The organism is Cyanobacterium sp. HL-69 (assembly GCA_002813895.1).
Classification (GTDB): domain Bacteria; phylum Cyanobacteriota; class Cyanobacteriia; order Cyanobacteriales; family Cyanobacteriaceae; genus Cyanobacterium.
The window spans coordinates 939,781-954,817 of record CP024912.1; the positions used below are offsets into that span (position 1 = coordinate 939,781).

Genomic DNA, 15,037 nt, shown 5'->3' on the forward strand with positions numbered 1-15,037 from the left:
GGGACTTTATATCAAAAGTCCCTCTCAACTTTTTAATTTCCTACCGATAAATTAATTCGTTTCTGAGACTCCCCGAGGGCATCCTCCGCAGACTTTTGCCCCAAAAGAGTAGATTCGATCGCCCTTCCCAAATTTTCTGAAATGGTAGGATAATCAGAGAGAATAGGACGAGTATAAGCATTGTCCATCTGCTCCAAAAACACCTCCAACACAGGATTTTCCGCCACAAACTGCTGATATTCGGCACTGTCCTTCACTAACCGATTAATAGGCAAATAACCCGTTTTTAAAGCCCATTGTTGCTGAAACTCCTTCCCCAAAATATACTCCAAAAATCGTAAAGAAGCCTCCTCCCTCTCAGGATTAGTCTTAAACACAAACAAACTTTCTCCCCCTAATACCGTCGCAGGTTTATCAACCACAGGCAAAGGAAAAACACCATAATCAATGCCACTTTGTTTCAACTGTGCCAGAGTCCAAGGCCCAGTAATTTGCATCGCTACCCTACCACTAATAAAATCATCTAACTCATAACCGCGATCGGGCGCTGATAATATTGCATAATTACTATTAACCAACTCCGCCCCCAAACTTAACGCCTTTTGTGTCCCCTCATTAATCAAATTAGGCTGATCATTTTCCACAATAAAGCCATCAGCCCCATAAATAAAAGGCAACCACACAAACACCGTAAACTCCCCCTTCCCCGAAGAGAGTAACACCCCATGTTGCTCATTACCCTTCGTCAATTGTCCTGCAACTGTCACAAACTCATCCCAAGTAGAAGGCAACTCAGTAATTCCAGCCTCCTCAAACAAACTAGGACGATAAAACATCGCCGTGTTATTAGTAGCAAAAGGTACGGACCAAATTTCATTCCCTAGCCTCATGGTAGAAAGCATCGCAGGTTCAATTTCCTCCTTTAAGGTAGAACCATCAAACCATTCTGTCAAAGGCTTAATAGCCCCTAAATCTACCAATTTTCCCGTCAACTGGGGAACATACCACAGCACATCAGGGGGCTGATTTCCCACCACTGAAGCAATAATTTTTGGCAACTGTTCATCAGGTTGCCCCACATACAATCCCTGCACTTCTATATTAGGATTATTTTCATTAAATTGGGCTAATAATTCATTAAAAATTTCTCTATTTTCAGGGGGGTTAATACCATGCCAAAAAGTAATTCTAGTAACACCATCAGCAGAAGTTCCCTCCATAGAATTTTGACAACCTGTCAACAAAGGAACTAGTAAAATTAAAACTGTTATAAAAGTAATAAAATTATTTTTAATTTTCACAAATATTATTTCAGTAAATACATTAAACCAATTGTAACTCTAAGAATACAATCAAAGTATAGTTTTAAACTAGATTCTAATTTATGTAGTTACTATAGTAAATTTTGAGACAATTTACCTAGCTAAAAACTCAATTCTATAAATCTTTTAGCACTTGGCAGCATCTCATTTATATTTTAAGTTACCATAATATTAAGTAAAAGTAATTTGTACTTTTATCAATAACAAAAAACCCTTTATTCACAACTTTAATATATTATTTTACAAAAAATAGTAGTTAGTAAAAAAGAAATATTTAAAGTTTTATCGAACAGATACTAATTATTCTGAGCATCATTTGAACCAGCCAAAGCCTTTTCAAAGTCCATTCTTTGCTCCGCATTACGCAACAAATAACCACTCATCATTGCTGATGCCAATAATTTACCAAGGTTTTCTCGACTCGTACTCACCATCACCCCAAAACCTTCTGCGGGTAGATTTCCTAATAAACCACCAATGTTTCTTTCCATCACTTGGAAAACTTCAGAAGTCTTGGGCTGAGATAAATTAGCAATGGTTTCTGGGCTTAAAGACTGAAGATATTTTAATAAATTATTATCCTCATCATTGTTATTGAAATAGTTTGATTGGCGATGGAATGATTGATTCATTTTTTCTCCTCAATTACTATAAAAAACCCTGCTTTTGATCAGAATTATGTTCCTTTCAGAAAAAGTGTTTACTATAATTAATTTATCTTTAAATAACTATTTTTAGATTGAGTAGAACCGAACTAAAAGAGTATAAATATTACCCTATCAAAATTAAATCTCTTTTTTCATCCTTTCGAGGGTTTGATTCATCTGCATGAACATTTGTTCAGGAGTGGTGCCAAATTGACTTAGTTGAGTTTTTAATTGCTCTATGGTCATTTTTGCCATAAAGTCTTCTGATAGTTCAAATCTTTTCATAAAAATACGATAACGATCCATCATATTTTCCATTCTTTCAATAAAGATTTTTTTTCCTTCTCGGTCAAATTTACCGAATTCGCTCCCCAATTGACTAAGGGATTGATAATCTTCAAATAGTTGCTTGGCTTCTTGTTGTACTACTTCTGAATCAAAAAAACTCATCTTTCTTCCTCTCAAGTGCAATACTGTATCAGTTATAGTGAATAAAGTTCTGCGGTCTGCTAAGTTTAATTATATGATTAGATACATAAGTTTTTGAATACGGATTTCCGTATTATCCTTGTCATTATGCAATTTTCCACCGATTCTAAGAATAGTTTTTCTAAGAAAAAGGTCATTAGTATTATTTTTGCTTTCCTTGGTACGATCGCCCCTTTTGGTGGTTTACACAAATTTTATTTAGGACAACCCATTTGGGGGGTACTATATCTTGCCTTGGGCTGGAATAACCCTTCTTTGATAAAAATCGCCTGTGCGGTGGATGTAGTGTTGTACTTGTTGCCGTCTCAGGATATACTCTCCTTCAATTCTAACAACGGTGACGTGCAGATGGCAAATTTACAGCAAAAATCTTTGGTGGCACAAAACACCGTCGATGTAGTATCAGCCATCAGAGAGTTGGAAACCTTGCGCCAAGAGGGGTTAATCTCGGAATACGAATTTGAGCAAAAACGCCGTGCTTTAATTGATTAATAAAAAAGCAAGGGATTTAAACCCCTTGCCAAAGATAAAAAATTGTGAGCCTAAAAACTTATTTACTTAGAAAGTAAAAGTAGTTCTCAAAGTGCCGATATAAACTGGATCATTTGCACCACTATCCTGATTAGGTGCTGTTAATACGATCAATCCAGGGGTGAGACTAATACGATTGTTAATAGGATACTTGTAAGATACTTCGATGTGCCAAGGAGTATCGTTAGAAAAAGTTTGATTAACTCCACCTAAAGTTAACCCCGTTAAATGGGGTTCCGCACCCACGATAATAGCGCCGAGACTACCTTCTTTTCCTAAGTCAGGGAACGCCAGAGCTACGGCATAATTCCAAATTTCTGCACTACCAGTGCTTTGAAGTTGAGCATCCGTATAACCGCCCCAAGCACGAAGGCTAAATTTAGGGCTAATATCTAATTGACCTTGAATACCATAGGAGTCGCTAGAAACAGGGATTCCATTTAGTCCCAATCCTTGTAAATTACCAAATCTGGTACCTGTGCCACCAAAGTTAAAAGCTGAACCTGCACCGTTTGGATCATAACCTTTAATGTAAGTAAAGCCAAGTTTAAATCGGTTACTAGGTTTAAAGACTAATTGCCCCATGGCAGAATAGTTACCATCGAATAAGCCTCTGCCGTCAGCAGGATTATTGCCACCCCTTGCCAAATAACCAGCAGAAAGCTCAAATTTATCCCCCAATTGCTGTCTTAATCCGATACCTTGTCCCCCCAAACCTAGACGGTATATAGGATTTCTTTCTCCAAATCGAGATAATGCACCTCCTGCACCTCCTCCTGCTTCTAGTCCAGAGTTGAATGTATCAGCATAGAAATGGTGTCCTCCTAAACTGGCCATGGTAAATACCCTTGTTTTGGGAGTCAGGGAGAAGTAGTAGTGAAGACGGTCTAAGGTTACATTATTGTCTGCTTGTCCATCATAGGCAAATCGCCCTTCATCGGTAAAGGTTTGAGAGCCAAAGGAGTTACCCAGATTACCTGCAGTTAGACGAGTGAATAAAACATCGTTACCAGTAAAACTGGTGGACATTTGTAGCCTTACTCTGGAGGTGAGGGTGGCTTGGGCGTTAAAGTCTTCCCTGACTCCTGTGAGGGGGTTCGTAACATCTCCTCCAAAGGCATCAGCGAGGGTGAAGGCAACTTCTCCAGCTAATTTTGTTGTGGTGGAAAATTGATTATCTTCTAAGAAGGCTACCCTACCCTCTAGGTTATCAACTCTGGCACCGAGGGTGGCGAGTTCGGTTTCAAATTCGGCAATTAGTCTTCTGAGGGCTGCAATATCTTCTTCTCCTACTCCTCCTGTGCCGATTAAGCGTTCGATGGATTGCATACAGGCATTTAAACCCGCCGCAAATTCATAACGGCTTAACGCTCTATTTCCCCTGAATGTGCGATCGGGATAACCGACAATACAACCGTAACGCTCTACGAGACTTCTTAGGGCTTCGTAAGCCCAGTCGGTGGGAGATACGTCGCTCAGTTGGTTTACTGAGGTAACTTGCCCCATGGATTCTTGATTGTCAATATCCATGACATTAATTTGTGCATGGGCAGGGTTAGTGCTTATTAGGGTGGTAAGGGCAATTATTACTTTATAATTTGCTACACTCTTTAATGAAAAACAACCCGATTTTTTGGACATTAAAACCTCACAACAGTTATTAAGAATTGGTTAAGAAAGACGATTAAAGTTTAGCTATTCTTTTGAGGAGGGTTTTGTATTGGTTAATACCAATAATGAATTTGTATGCAATATAAGCATGGTTAAAATGATAAAATAGACTTAAGATGTTTTATGAAAAAAAAATAAATTTTTGTGATGAACAGGTTAATTTATTTTTTATTATTCTTATTCAATATTTTGAGGGTGTTATCGGTTTTGTTTGGTTCGGTTTGTTTGTTATTATCTGAATAGCTAAAAATATTAATAAATTGCTCTTTTTATTTTTGATATTTATTCATGTCAAATTCTGATAAAAAATCTTCAGTTTTTCCCAAAATTTTTAAACGTTTTCAAAAAACTTTATCTTCATTTGTAAATGCGATCGCCGAGGCCATTACTACTTCTGTTCACATTCCTGAAATAGCTATTGGACCCATTATTGGTTCTTTAATTACTTCGGCAACTACTTTAGTTATCGGCTTTTTAACTATTTCTAATATATTCAGTGAACAATTTTTATATCGCCCTTTGCAAATTCAAGATAGTAATGCCAATTTAAATTTACAATTGGAAAGTTATCGTCAAAATATTCTTAATAATTACCTTACTCAGACCACGGAATTAACCCTCAACTATCCTTTGTGGAAATTACAACAAAACTATAATCTTCTTCGGGCAAATACTCAGGCGGCTCTCAAGGAACTTGATGGGGAAAGAAAACGTTATATCATAATGTTCTTAGAGGATAATCATTTGCTCACTTTCAATAACCATACAAGGGCAAGTAATATTTTAGAAAACTCTAACTTAGAGGAAGCACAATTAAGTAATTTAAATTTATCTTTTACTAATTTTAAAAATAGTAATTTAACCAAGGCAAATTTAAACTATGGCAATTTTCATAAAGTTAATTTTACCAAAGCTAACTTAACAGAAAGTAGTTTGATAAATGCTGATTTATCAGGAGCATTTTTAGAAAAAGCTAATCTAACAAATGCTGATTTCACAAATAGCTGTTATGATATTTTTACGACATTACCAGATAATTTTGATCCCGTTAAAGCAAAAATGAATTTAATTCAACCTTTTCATAACTGCCCAGTAATACTAATGGAAAAAGATCCAAAAAAAGCAAAATAATTTATGATTTATTGATTAATAATGATGAATAATCCTTTGCCCCATGAGCAAAACTTGTTAAGAGATAATAGTAAATTATTACCTGTGCCATCAGGTTTGTTAAAAGTTGATTCTTTAGAATCAGCGCCCCAGGATTATTTATGTTTGCGAGAAAAACTTTATAACATTGCTTCGACTTCTACTTATAGAGTTTGGTTTTCCCTTATATTACCCACCTACCAAGAAGGGGAAAACATTGAGGGAATTGTTAGTAAAATTTGTCATGTCCTTGATGGGGTTATTCCTTCCCATTATGAATTGATTATAGTGGATGATGACAGCCCCGATCGCACTTGGGAAAAAGCATTAAAATTAACCAAGGATTATCCTCCATTGCGGGTAATGCGTCGTCAAAATGAGCGCTCGTTATCTACGGCAGTAATCAGAGGATGGCAAGGGGCAAGGGGAGAAATTTTGGGAGTAATAGATGCAGATTTACAACACCCTCCCGATATTTTATTAGAACTTTTGGGGCGTATCTGTGATGGGGCTGATTTAGCCGTGGCAAGTCGTCACACTAAAAATGGTGGGGTGAGTGATTGGAGTTTTTTCCGTCGTTGTTTGTCTAGGGGCGCTCAAATTATGGGCTTATTGATTTTACCCAATACCATCGGCAGAATATCTGATCCCATGAGTGGTTATTTTGTACTACAAAGAAAGGCGATCGCCCATTGTACCTTAGCTCCTGTGGGCTATAAAATTTTAATAGAAGTAGTAGCCAGAGGTTATTTTCGTAATATTGCCGAAGTGGGCTATGTTTTCCAAGAAAGAGTCGAAGGGCAAAGCAAAGTTACTTGGAAACAATATCGAGACTATATCCATCACCTATTGCGATTGAGACTCGCTTTATGGCCATTTAGTCGTTTTATTCGCTTTGGTATGGTTGGCTTTACGGGGGTATTTGTAGATATGACCATATTATATCTTCTCAGTGGCCCCAGCACCATGCAATGGAATTTAACCCTCAGTAAAATTATTGCGGCTGAATTTGCCATCATTAATAATTTTATCTGGAATGACCGTTGGACATTCAAAGATTTTTCTCAATTTGGGCAAGGGAAACTTCACACCCTTAAAAGATTGCTTAAATTTAATCTTATCTGTTTAGCTGGGTTATTTATTAACGTTGTTATTCTTAATCTTATTGTTAACTTTATCTTTCCTAACCCCTACATTGCCAATTTAAGTGCGATCGCCCTTACCACCTTTTGGAATTTTTGGCTAAACTACAAACTAAACTGGGGAAATAGCACTAAAACTAATTAGAGGTTGCTGAAAAACTCGAATCATGGAGTTAATGGATAATGAAGAATTGATAATGGTGATTATTGACCATTTTTTTATGTTTTTAATATCCTTATACCAAATCCTATTTAGATAGTATATTTATTTACTTGAAATCATTGAGATTGATGATAGTTATTAGTCTACTTTTAATGTAGGATTTGGTATTAAACCCCTTATTAAGCTAAATCCGTAAATCAAAATAAAAATTCAATTTATCGATAAATTATTTAGTCATGTAACTTATTACACGGTAAGCGATGATAACCTATCGTTACCCTTACTTTTCCCGCTTTTTTTGTTCATCATTTTGATGATGTAAAGGAGAAGAAGGATAAATAGGATTTTCAATGGGGGAAGGTTGCCAATGGGTAGGAATAGCAGGGCGAGAAGGCTTCAATCCTTGTAAAACTTCCTGTAAATTTAACGATTCCAAAGGCTTTGCCTCCCTTAACTTGTGCCAAACCGAGCGAGACATGAGCAAATTTTGCTCCATTCTTTGCGCCCCAATTTTTTCCAAATACTCCTCCCTTTCTGGTTGATAATCCCCAGAAGAAAGCAACAAAGACTGAGGAGGAAACTTCTGGATAACCGCCGCCATCTGAGTTAAAAGTTTCGGATACAACCATGTATAAGCAGGATGCACCGTTAAATCTGCTTCATGGGGTTTAGCACCATTTTGAGACACAATGAGCTTAAAATAGCCAATGGCAGCCTTTCTCTGAGGCTCAAATACATAAGCCCTGATGGTTTCTTCCTGACTCCAAAAAGACTTAATCGTTTTCGATACATAGGTAAAAAAGCCCGTTTTAAAATCCTCTAAATGCAAATCAAAAACCTGCCGAATAGTAGGAGGCAAAGAAACACAATCTAACTGATATAGTAAACGAGAATCCGCATTACTCACAGGTAAAAGATTAGGTAAACTAGGCTCTTTTTCTGCTAATTTTGCTAAAATTTCGGCATTACATTCCCAATTAGTAATTTGGGCTAGGGGTTGAAAACCATTTTCTCGATACAATCCGAGGGTACTTTTTTCATTTATATTTACTTCTAGTATCCATGTTCTGGCTTCCCAAATTTTCTCAAAACAGTAACGCAATAATTGAGAGCCAATGCTACAATTACCGATTAGTAAATGGCTCAATGAAGTGTTGTAATTAATTATTACTAGCTCAACTTTCCATGTACTGCGATTTTGGTTAAAAGGGGCAACTTGAATTAACCCTTGAATCTGTCCATCTTTTTCCGCTACATACACATAAAAATCTCGATTCCAACTAGAGGGCAACATTTTTGCCATCTGCAATAAACCGTAACAGCTTTGGTACTTTTGTACCTGTTTCAAAAGAGAAGCAAAACGATAGTTATTTTCTAATGATAATCTTTCTTGGAGCAAAGAGGCGATCGCCCCTAAATCTCGATATTGTACCCCTCGAATCTTTAAACTAGATTTTGGTAATGTAGATGTATTCATAGTATTATCTTTTTAAATTAAATATATTGAGAACAAAAAAACTTCAAAGTAAGAGACAAAAAGCAACTCTCAAAAATTACAACATTCTCACCAACCTCGAATAAAGTAGTTAATTTAACAATAGTGATGGTCATTAGATATTAGCTTAACAGTTAACCATAAAAATCCTAAACCCTCAAAATCATCATAACTATTAAGACAAATACAACCTAAAACCTTTCTGCCATTTCTCTTTAAAAAAATTAGACCAACAAAATTACCAATCACCTCATCGATAATTACTTTTTGTCTAATCCCATCTTATCTCAAATTTTTTTCATTAATCAACGACCATTTTTAAAAATCAACACTAAAATTAAAAATTAAAACATCATTTAAAGTATTATCCCTATGAACAACATTAAACCATTTAAAAAAAGTAAATATCTTCACAACAACATCGATACCGTCTTCTTAGAAAGACAAAAAAAAGAAGAAAAAAAAAGACTCAAACAATATTGTCTTCACCGTAGCCTAGAAAATATATTAAAAATAGGTTTTAATTTAGGTATTGTCGCTTTCTCCGTTACTAGCGTCAAAAATCTTTTACCCTACAACGACATTCAGCAATCTCAAATTAACCAAATCCAAGAAGAAATTAATAAAGTATCCCCCAGAGTTCAAAGACTAGAAGAAAATTTTTCCACAACCTTTGACCCTAAATCTTCCAGAAGAGTTATGAAAGATAATACCTACAAAGTTGATCCTAATTTGCGCCCCATCTTTTTTGTCGAAAAAAAATAAAAAAATTAGGGGTTTTAACCCCTTTCAATTAAACCGATATTTACTTCTGCTGTGCATAAGGCATACATTCAAAAGGCTGGACTCCTATCTCTGGTAGTTCATCTTTTTCAGCACTAAAAATCATCGCAAAACCTTCTGTTAAGTAGTTGCTAATTGCTTCTAGTATTTGAAGAATATTCATAGGACGATTCCTCCTAAGTTCAAAATCAGGATTAAGAGTCAAGTTTTAATTTTTCTCTCATTCCTGTATCTTTATTATCATTTACAAAGCCCAAATTCTGAGATATTTGTAATATTTATTTGACTTTATTCACATTACTTCACATAGTACTTTCTTTCGCTCTTATCAGTACCACAATTACTAAGTAACTTATCTCTCTTCTTTTCTATTTTCTGCTAATTATCTTCTATTTTTTTTCTATTAACAATTGTTAAAACAACTGTCTTTTTCTTGACTTTTGGCTATTAACAGGGGATGATGACGAGTATCTTTAATATAATAGAAATCTGACTGTTTGTTAAAAAAAATCCAATGTCTCCCATTATTTAAATAATAACATAAATATCCATAAACAACCATAGAAAAAAGCAAAAATCAGAACAAAAATTAGGTACGCAAAAGGTTTATTAGAACCAATGGAGAATGTAGAATTAAGTAACAGACATAAATTGTTTACTCCTAACTTAAAACTATGACCAACAAAATAGCCATCATCGGTGCGGGAATATCAGGTTTAACCCTAGCCACAAAACTTCAAGAAAAAGGGGTAGATGTTCAAGTATTTGATAAAGGACGTGGTGTGGGTGGTAGAATGTCGAGCCGTCGTACCGACTGGGGTTATATTGACCATGGTACGCAATATTTTGGTCTTAGTAACAATGAATTTCAAGATTTTATAAGTATCTATGGGGAGGTAATGCAACCGTGGCAGGGGAAATTTGCTTCTTGGGAAAATGGCATATTCCATGAAGATAAGTCCTCAAAAATTAGATATGTGCCTAATGAAGCAATGAATCGACTTTGTAAATATTTGAGCGGCGATACCACCGTTAAGCTAGAAACTAAAATAGTTTCTCTCACAAAAAATAATGATTCTTGGACATTGTTAGATGACCATAATCACCGTTACGGAGATTATGATGCGGTGGTTATTACTGCCCCTCCTAGTCAAACGGCGAATTTGTTACCTGATGATTGTACTTTTAAGCCAGACATTGCCAAGATAAAGATGCTTCCTTGTTTTACTTTGATGGTTATTCCTGAAAAGAAAGTCAATTTACCTTTTGAGGGGGTAAAGTTTAGCCATCCGGTGTTGGGTTGGGTAAGTGCCAATGATACGAAGCCTAATCGAGGGGATGGTGGTGCGATAGTTATCCAGTCCAATTTTACCTATGCCATGGATCATGTGAATGATGACCGAGAAAAAATTAGTCAAGATTTGTTGACACAAACGGAGAAGGTTTTTGATTTCAAATTTTCTCCCTTCCATTATTTTTCTTTGCATCTGTGGCGTTATGCTTTACCTCAACAGCCTAATCAACAGGGTTATTATTACGATGCCAAAACGGGATTAGGGATTTGTGGTGATTGGTGTTTATCTGGTAAGGTCGAAGGTGCTTTTTTGAGTGCCAGTGCGATCGCCCTTAAAATAAAATAAACATACAACCTTAATATCACTTTAACTTTTTCCTGTTATTAATGGTAATAGGGCTTGAAATATTGGAGCATAGAGAAAGTGGTATCATTACAACAACAAATAGCATTATCAGAACAAATCAAAGTAGGAGACAACATCAGGCTACAAAAAAAAACCAGTCAAGTAGCCCAAGATGTCCTCAGAATGGGAGCATTGGTAGAAGAATCATTTCGCTATAGCCATCGAGCCTTATTTGAACAAGACTTAGAAGCCGTTCAAAAAATTATCATCCAAGACCAAGAAATAGATAAATATTATCGCCAAATCGAACTAGACTGCTCCAATATTCTAACCAGCCAAAGCCCCTCCCCCAAAAATTTGCGCATCCTTAGTGCCTTCATGCAATTAGTAAGAGACTTAGAGCGCATCGGTGACTATGCCCAAGACTTAGGAGAAATATCCCAAAAACTCATTCTCTATTCTCCCCACCCCTGCATGAAAGAAATCGCCACCATGTCTCAACACGCTCAACTAATGTTAGCCAAAAGCATAGTTGCTCTTACTGAATTAGACGCTGAAGCTGGAGAAAAGATTAAATTTCTCGATGATACCATTGACGACGCTTACGATAACCTTTACGCCAAATTAGCCTACCAAGAAAACGTCCCCGGCATAGTTGAACCAATAGTGCTTCTAATCCTTGTCATTCGCTACCTAGAGAGAATGGCGGATCATTCCACTAATATAGCCCAAAGAGTCTCATTTATCGTTAATGGCTACCGTAATTAATCAGAAATTGACCAGAATTGACAAAAGAAGAAAAAGTGGGGTATGATCAGAGATTGTCACTAGAAATTATCCTAGGGCGAACTATATTTATATATACATAAAATAGTGTATAAAAAGCATACCTCATGCCAACTATTCAACAATTAATCCGGAGTGAAAGATCCTCCATCCAGAAAAAGACAAAATCTCCAGCATTAAAAGAATGTCCTCAGCGTCGTGGTGTTTGTACAAGGGTATATACCACCACCCCCAAAAAACCTAACTCTGCCCTCAGAAAGGTAGCAAGGGTTCGTTTAACTTCTGGGTTTGAAGTTACCGCTTATATTCCAGGTATTGGTCATAACCTTCAAGAACACTCTGTAGTATTGATCAGAGGCGGAAGAGTAAAAGATTTACCTGGTGTAAGATACCACATCGTTAGAGGAACACTAGATGCTACTGGTGTAAAGGACAGAAAACAAGGACGCTCTAAATATGGAGCAAAACGTCCTAAAGCATAAATGAAGTAAATAAATTTTAGGATATAGAAAATGTCTCGTAGAAGTAAAGCTAAAGTGGTGGAAGTTCCACCAGATGCAGTATATAACAGTCGTTTAGTCAGCATGACTATTCGTCGCATCATGAAAGATGGCAAAAAATCCTTAGCTGCCAGCATCTTATATGATGCCATGGCAATCATCGGTGAAAGAACTGGTGCTGAACCCATGGAAACTTTTGAACAAGCCATCAAAAACCTAACTCCCCTCGTGGAAGTTAAGGCCAGAAGGGTTGGTGGTGCAACCTATCAAGTCCCCATGGAAGTAAGACCTTCCCGTGGTAGTAGTCTTGCCCTCCGTTGGTTGATTCAATTCTCCCGCAAAAGAAGCGGTAGAACTATGTCCATGAAACTTGCTAACGAGATCATGGATGCTGCCAACGAAACTGGGGGAGCTATCAAGAAAAGAGAAGAAACCCACAAAATGGCAGAAGCAAACAAAGCATTTGCTCACTACAGATACTAAGCACAATTTATTCACAATTTTTAACCTCATAACTAGCTTTATTGTCAAAAAATAAAAAGTTATGTTAAGAAAAGTGTAAGATTGTAAATAGTTTTTATTTAAGCTCAAAATTCTAGTACAGATTTCGACAGCAGGAGGTAACTGTGACCCGTTCCATTCCCCTAGAAAAAATTCGCAATATAGGCATTGCAGCCCATATTGATGCGGGAAAGACTACCACAACAGAGAGGATTTTATTCTACTCTGGTATCGTTCATAAAATAGGAGAAGTCCACGATGGCAATGCTGTCACCGACTGGATGGAACAAGAACGGGAAAGAGGAATCACCATCACCGCAGCGGCCATTAGTACCGATTGGCAAGGACATCATATTAATATCATTGATACTCCTGGTCACGTAGATTTCACCATCGAAGTAGAGCGCTCCATGCGAGTCTTAGATGGAGTAATTGCAGTATTTTGTTCTGTGGGTGGGGTTCAACCTCAGTCGGAAACCGTTTGGCGTCAAGCAAATCGTTATCATGTACCTCGTGTTGCTTTTGTGAACAAAATGGATCGCACCGGGGCTAACTTTTTCCGTGTTTGCGAACAGGTAAAAGATAGACTTCAAGCTCCTGCTATTCCTATTCAAATTCCCCTTGGCAGTGAAGATCAGTTTTCTGGCATTGTAGATTTGGTCAGAATGAAAGCCACAATTTATGAAGATGATTTGGGTAAACAAATCAAGGAAATTGATATTCCTCATGAGGTAAGAGAGTTAGCTGAGGAATATCGAGGTTATCTCATAGAGGCGATCGCCGAGTCAAACGAAGCCTTACTAGAAAAATATTTAGCAGAAGAAGAGATCAGCGAAGCCGAGATAAAACAAGCAATTCGCCAAGGTACTATCAAAGGTACTTTAATGCCTATGCTCTGCGGTTCTGCCTTCAAAAATAAAGGAGTCCAACTACTCCTAGACGCAGTGGTAGATTACCTTCCTGCCCCCAACGAAGTCCCTGCCATTAAAGGGATTTTGCCCAGTGGGGAAGAAGGAGAACGTCACGCAGGAGATGAGGAACCTTTCTCCGCCCTTGCTTTTAAAGTAGCCTCCGATCCTTTTGGTCGATTAACCTTCCTCAGAATATACTCTGGGGTTTTGACAAAAGGTAGCTATATTTACAACTCTACCAAAGATACCAAAGAGCGTATCTCTAGGTTAATTATTCTCAAATCCAACGACAGAATAGAGGTAGAAGAACTAAGGGCAGGAGATCTAGGCGCGGCGATCGGCTTGAAAAATACCACCACAGGTGATACACTATGTGATGATAGTGAGTCGATTATTCTCGAATCTCTCTATGTGCCTGAGCCTGTAATCTCAGTGGCGGTAGAACCAAAAACTCAGCAAGACATGGATAAATTGTCTAAGGCCTTGCAGTCTCTTTCTGACGAAGATCCTACCTTCAAAGTTAGTATCAATCCCGAAACTAACCAAACGGTAATCGCAGGAATGGGTGAGTTGCATTTAGAAATTCTGGTGGATCGGATGTTACGGGAATTTAAAGTGGGAGCTAACGTGGGACAACCTCAAGTAGCCTACCGAGAAACAATCCGTAAAGCCGTGCAAACAGAGGGTAAATTTATTCGTCAGAGTGGTGGTAAAGGGCAATATGGTCATGTGGTGATCGAAATTGAGCCAGGAGAGGAAGGAAGTGGTTTTGAATTTGTCTCCAAGATTACTGGGGGTGCGATTCCTAAAGAGTACATTCCTTCTGTGCAACAGGGTATCAAAGAAGCCTGTGAATCTGGTATCATAGCTGGTTATCCCCTCATCGATGTAAAAGTCGCTTTGATTGATGGTTCTTACCATGACGTGGATTCTTCCGAAATGGCGTTTAAAATTGCTGGGTCCATCGCAATTAGAGATGCAGTGAAGAAAGCACAACCAGTCTTACTAGAGCCCACGATGAAGGTTGAGGTGGAAGTACCCGACAATTATGTTGGTGACATTATCGGAGATCTCAATTCTCGTCGAGGCATTATCGAAGGAATGGAAACAGAAAGCTCCCTTGCTAAGGTGTCAGCAAAAGTTCCCCTAGAAACTATGTTCGGTTATGCCACAGATATTCGTTCTAAGACCCAAGGACGTGGTATATTTAGCATGGAATTCAGTAAATACTCTGAAGTTCCCGAAAATGTAGCTAAAGGTATTATTACCAAAAATACAGGATACGTATAAATTTATTAATTAAATTA

The 15,037-nt window shown here is 37.3% G+C and carries 15 protein-coding genes; 9 read left to right on the plus strand and 6 right to left on the minus strand.

Annotated features, from left to right (window positions below; genetic code table 11):
- Positions 1–32: 32 nt before the first annotated feature.
- From AA637_RS04220 to AA637_RS04230, 3 genes are all read right to left on the minus strand, one after another.
- The gene (locus AA637_RS04220; RefSeq protein ID WP_446684031.1) at positions 33–1,301 is read right to left on the minus strand and encodes an ABC transporter substrate-binding protein; all 1,269 of its coding nucleotides are present in this window, start codon (positions 1,299–1,301) and stop codon (positions 33–35) included.
- 317 nt (positions 1,302–1,618) lie between these two features.
- On the minus strand, positions 1,619–1,954 hold the full coding sequence (locus AA637_RS04225) for a DUF760 domain-containing protein (protein ID WP_446684032.1): 336 nt from the start codon (positions 1,952–1,954) through the stop codon (positions 1,619–1,621).
- Between the two features lie 153 nt (positions 1,955–2,107).
- Entirely contained in the window at positions 2,108–2,419 is a 312-nt protein-coding gene (locus tag AA637_RS04230; protein WP_069790800.1) for a DUF1825 family protein, read from the minus strand.
- Positions 2,420–2,545: 126 nt separating this feature from the next.
- On the opposite strand from AA637_RS04230, the gene AA637_RS04235 reads away from it, so the two are divergent.
- Positions 2,546–2,950, plus strand: a complete 405-nt coding sequence (locus AA637_RS04235) for an NINE protein (RefSeq protein WP_446684529.1) — start codon at positions 2,546–2,548, stop codon at positions 2,948–2,950.
- Between the two features lie 66 nt (positions 2,951–3,016).
- Here AA637_RS04235 and AA637_RS04240 read toward each other — a convergent pair whose 3' ends face one another.
- Entirely contained in the window at positions 3,017–4,630 is a 1,614-nt protein-coding gene (locus AA637_RS04240) for an iron uptake porin (protein WP_446684033.1), read from the minus strand.
- Positions 4,631–4,948: 318 nt separating this feature from the next.
- Between AA637_RS04240 and AA637_RS04245 the strand changes: the two genes are divergently transcribed.
- Both AA637_RS04245 and AA637_RS04250 read left to right on the plus strand, forming a co-directional pair.
- Positions 4,949–5,791: a pentapeptide repeat-containing protein gene (locus tag AA637_RS04245; protein WP_446684034.1), complete on the plus strand. Its 843-nt coding sequence runs from the start codon at positions 4,949–4,951 to the stop codon at positions 5,789–5,791.
- A gap of 21 nt (positions 5,792–5,812) precedes the next feature.
- Positions 5,813–7,096 carry a glycosyltransferase gene (locus tag AA637_RS04250; RefSeq protein ID WP_446684035.1) on the plus strand — a complete coding sequence of 428 codons (1,284 nt, stop codon included), beginning with the start codon at positions 5,813–5,815 and terminating at the stop codon, positions 7,094–7,096.
- A 298-nt stretch (positions 7,097–7,394) separates the two neighbouring features.
- On the opposite strand, the gene AA637_RS04255 is transcribed toward AA637_RS04250, so the two are convergent.
- Complete coding sequence (locus AA637_RS04255) at positions 7,395–8,591, minus strand: GNAT family N-acetyltransferase (protein ID WP_446684036.1); 1,197 nt, start codon at positions 8,589–8,591, stop codon at positions 7,395–7,397.
- A gap of 390 nt (positions 8,592–8,981) precedes the next feature.
- On the opposite strand from AA637_RS04255, the gene AA637_RS04260 reads away from it, so the two are divergent.
- Positions 8,982–9,374, plus strand: a complete 393-nt coding sequence (locus AA637_RS04260) for a slr1601 family putative cell division protein (protein ID WP_446684037.1) — start codon at positions 8,982–8,984, stop codon at positions 9,372–9,374.
- 40 nt (positions 9,375–9,414) lie between these two features.
- Here the strand turns inward: AA637_RS04260 and AA637_RS04265 are convergent, their stop codons facing one another.
- Positions 9,415–9,555, minus strand: a complete 141-nt coding sequence (locus AA637_RS04265) for a hypothetical protein (protein WP_446684038.1) — start codon at positions 9,553–9,555, stop codon at positions 9,415–9,417.
- 511 nt (positions 9,556–10,066) lie between these two features.
- Between AA637_RS04265 and AA637_RS04270 the strand changes: the two genes are divergently transcribed.
- The 5 genes from AA637_RS04270 (at position 10,067) to fusA (ending at position 15,020) form a co-directional block, all read left to right on the plus strand.
- Positions 10,067–11,032 carry an NAD(P)/FAD-dependent oxidoreductase gene (locus tag AA637_RS04270; RefSeq protein WP_446684039.1) on the plus strand — a complete coding sequence of 322 codons (966 nt, stop codon included), beginning with the start codon at positions 10,067–10,069 and terminating at the stop codon, positions 11,030–11,032.
- A gap of 99 nt (positions 11,033–11,131) precedes the next feature.
- On the plus strand, positions 11,132–11,800 hold the full coding sequence (phoU, locus tag AA637_RS04275) for a phosphate signaling complex protein PhoU (protein ID WP_069790847.1): 669 nt from the start codon (positions 11,132–11,134) through the stop codon (positions 11,798–11,800).
- Positions 11,801–11,925: 125 nt separating this feature from the next.
- Positions 11,926–12,300, plus strand: a complete 375-nt coding sequence (rpsL, locus tag AA637_RS04280; protein WP_015223305.1) for a 30S ribosomal protein S12 — start codon at positions 11,926–11,928, stop codon at positions 12,298–12,300.
- A gap of 30 nt (positions 12,301–12,330) precedes the next feature.
- Positions 12,331–12,801 (plus strand): 30S ribosomal protein S7, encoded by a 471-nt coding sequence (gene rpsG, locus AA637_RS04285; protein ID WP_069790792.1) that lies wholly within the window; start codon positions 12,331–12,333, stop codon positions 12,799–12,801.
- Positions 12,802–12,944: 143 nt separating this feature from the next.
- Positions 12,945–15,020 carry an elongation factor G gene (gene fusA / locus AA637_RS04290; protein WP_446684040.1) on the plus strand — a complete coding sequence of 692 codons (2,076 nt, stop codon included), beginning with the start codon at positions 12,945–12,947 and terminating at the stop codon, positions 15,018–15,020.
- Positions 15,021–15,037 lie beyond the last annotated feature (17 nt).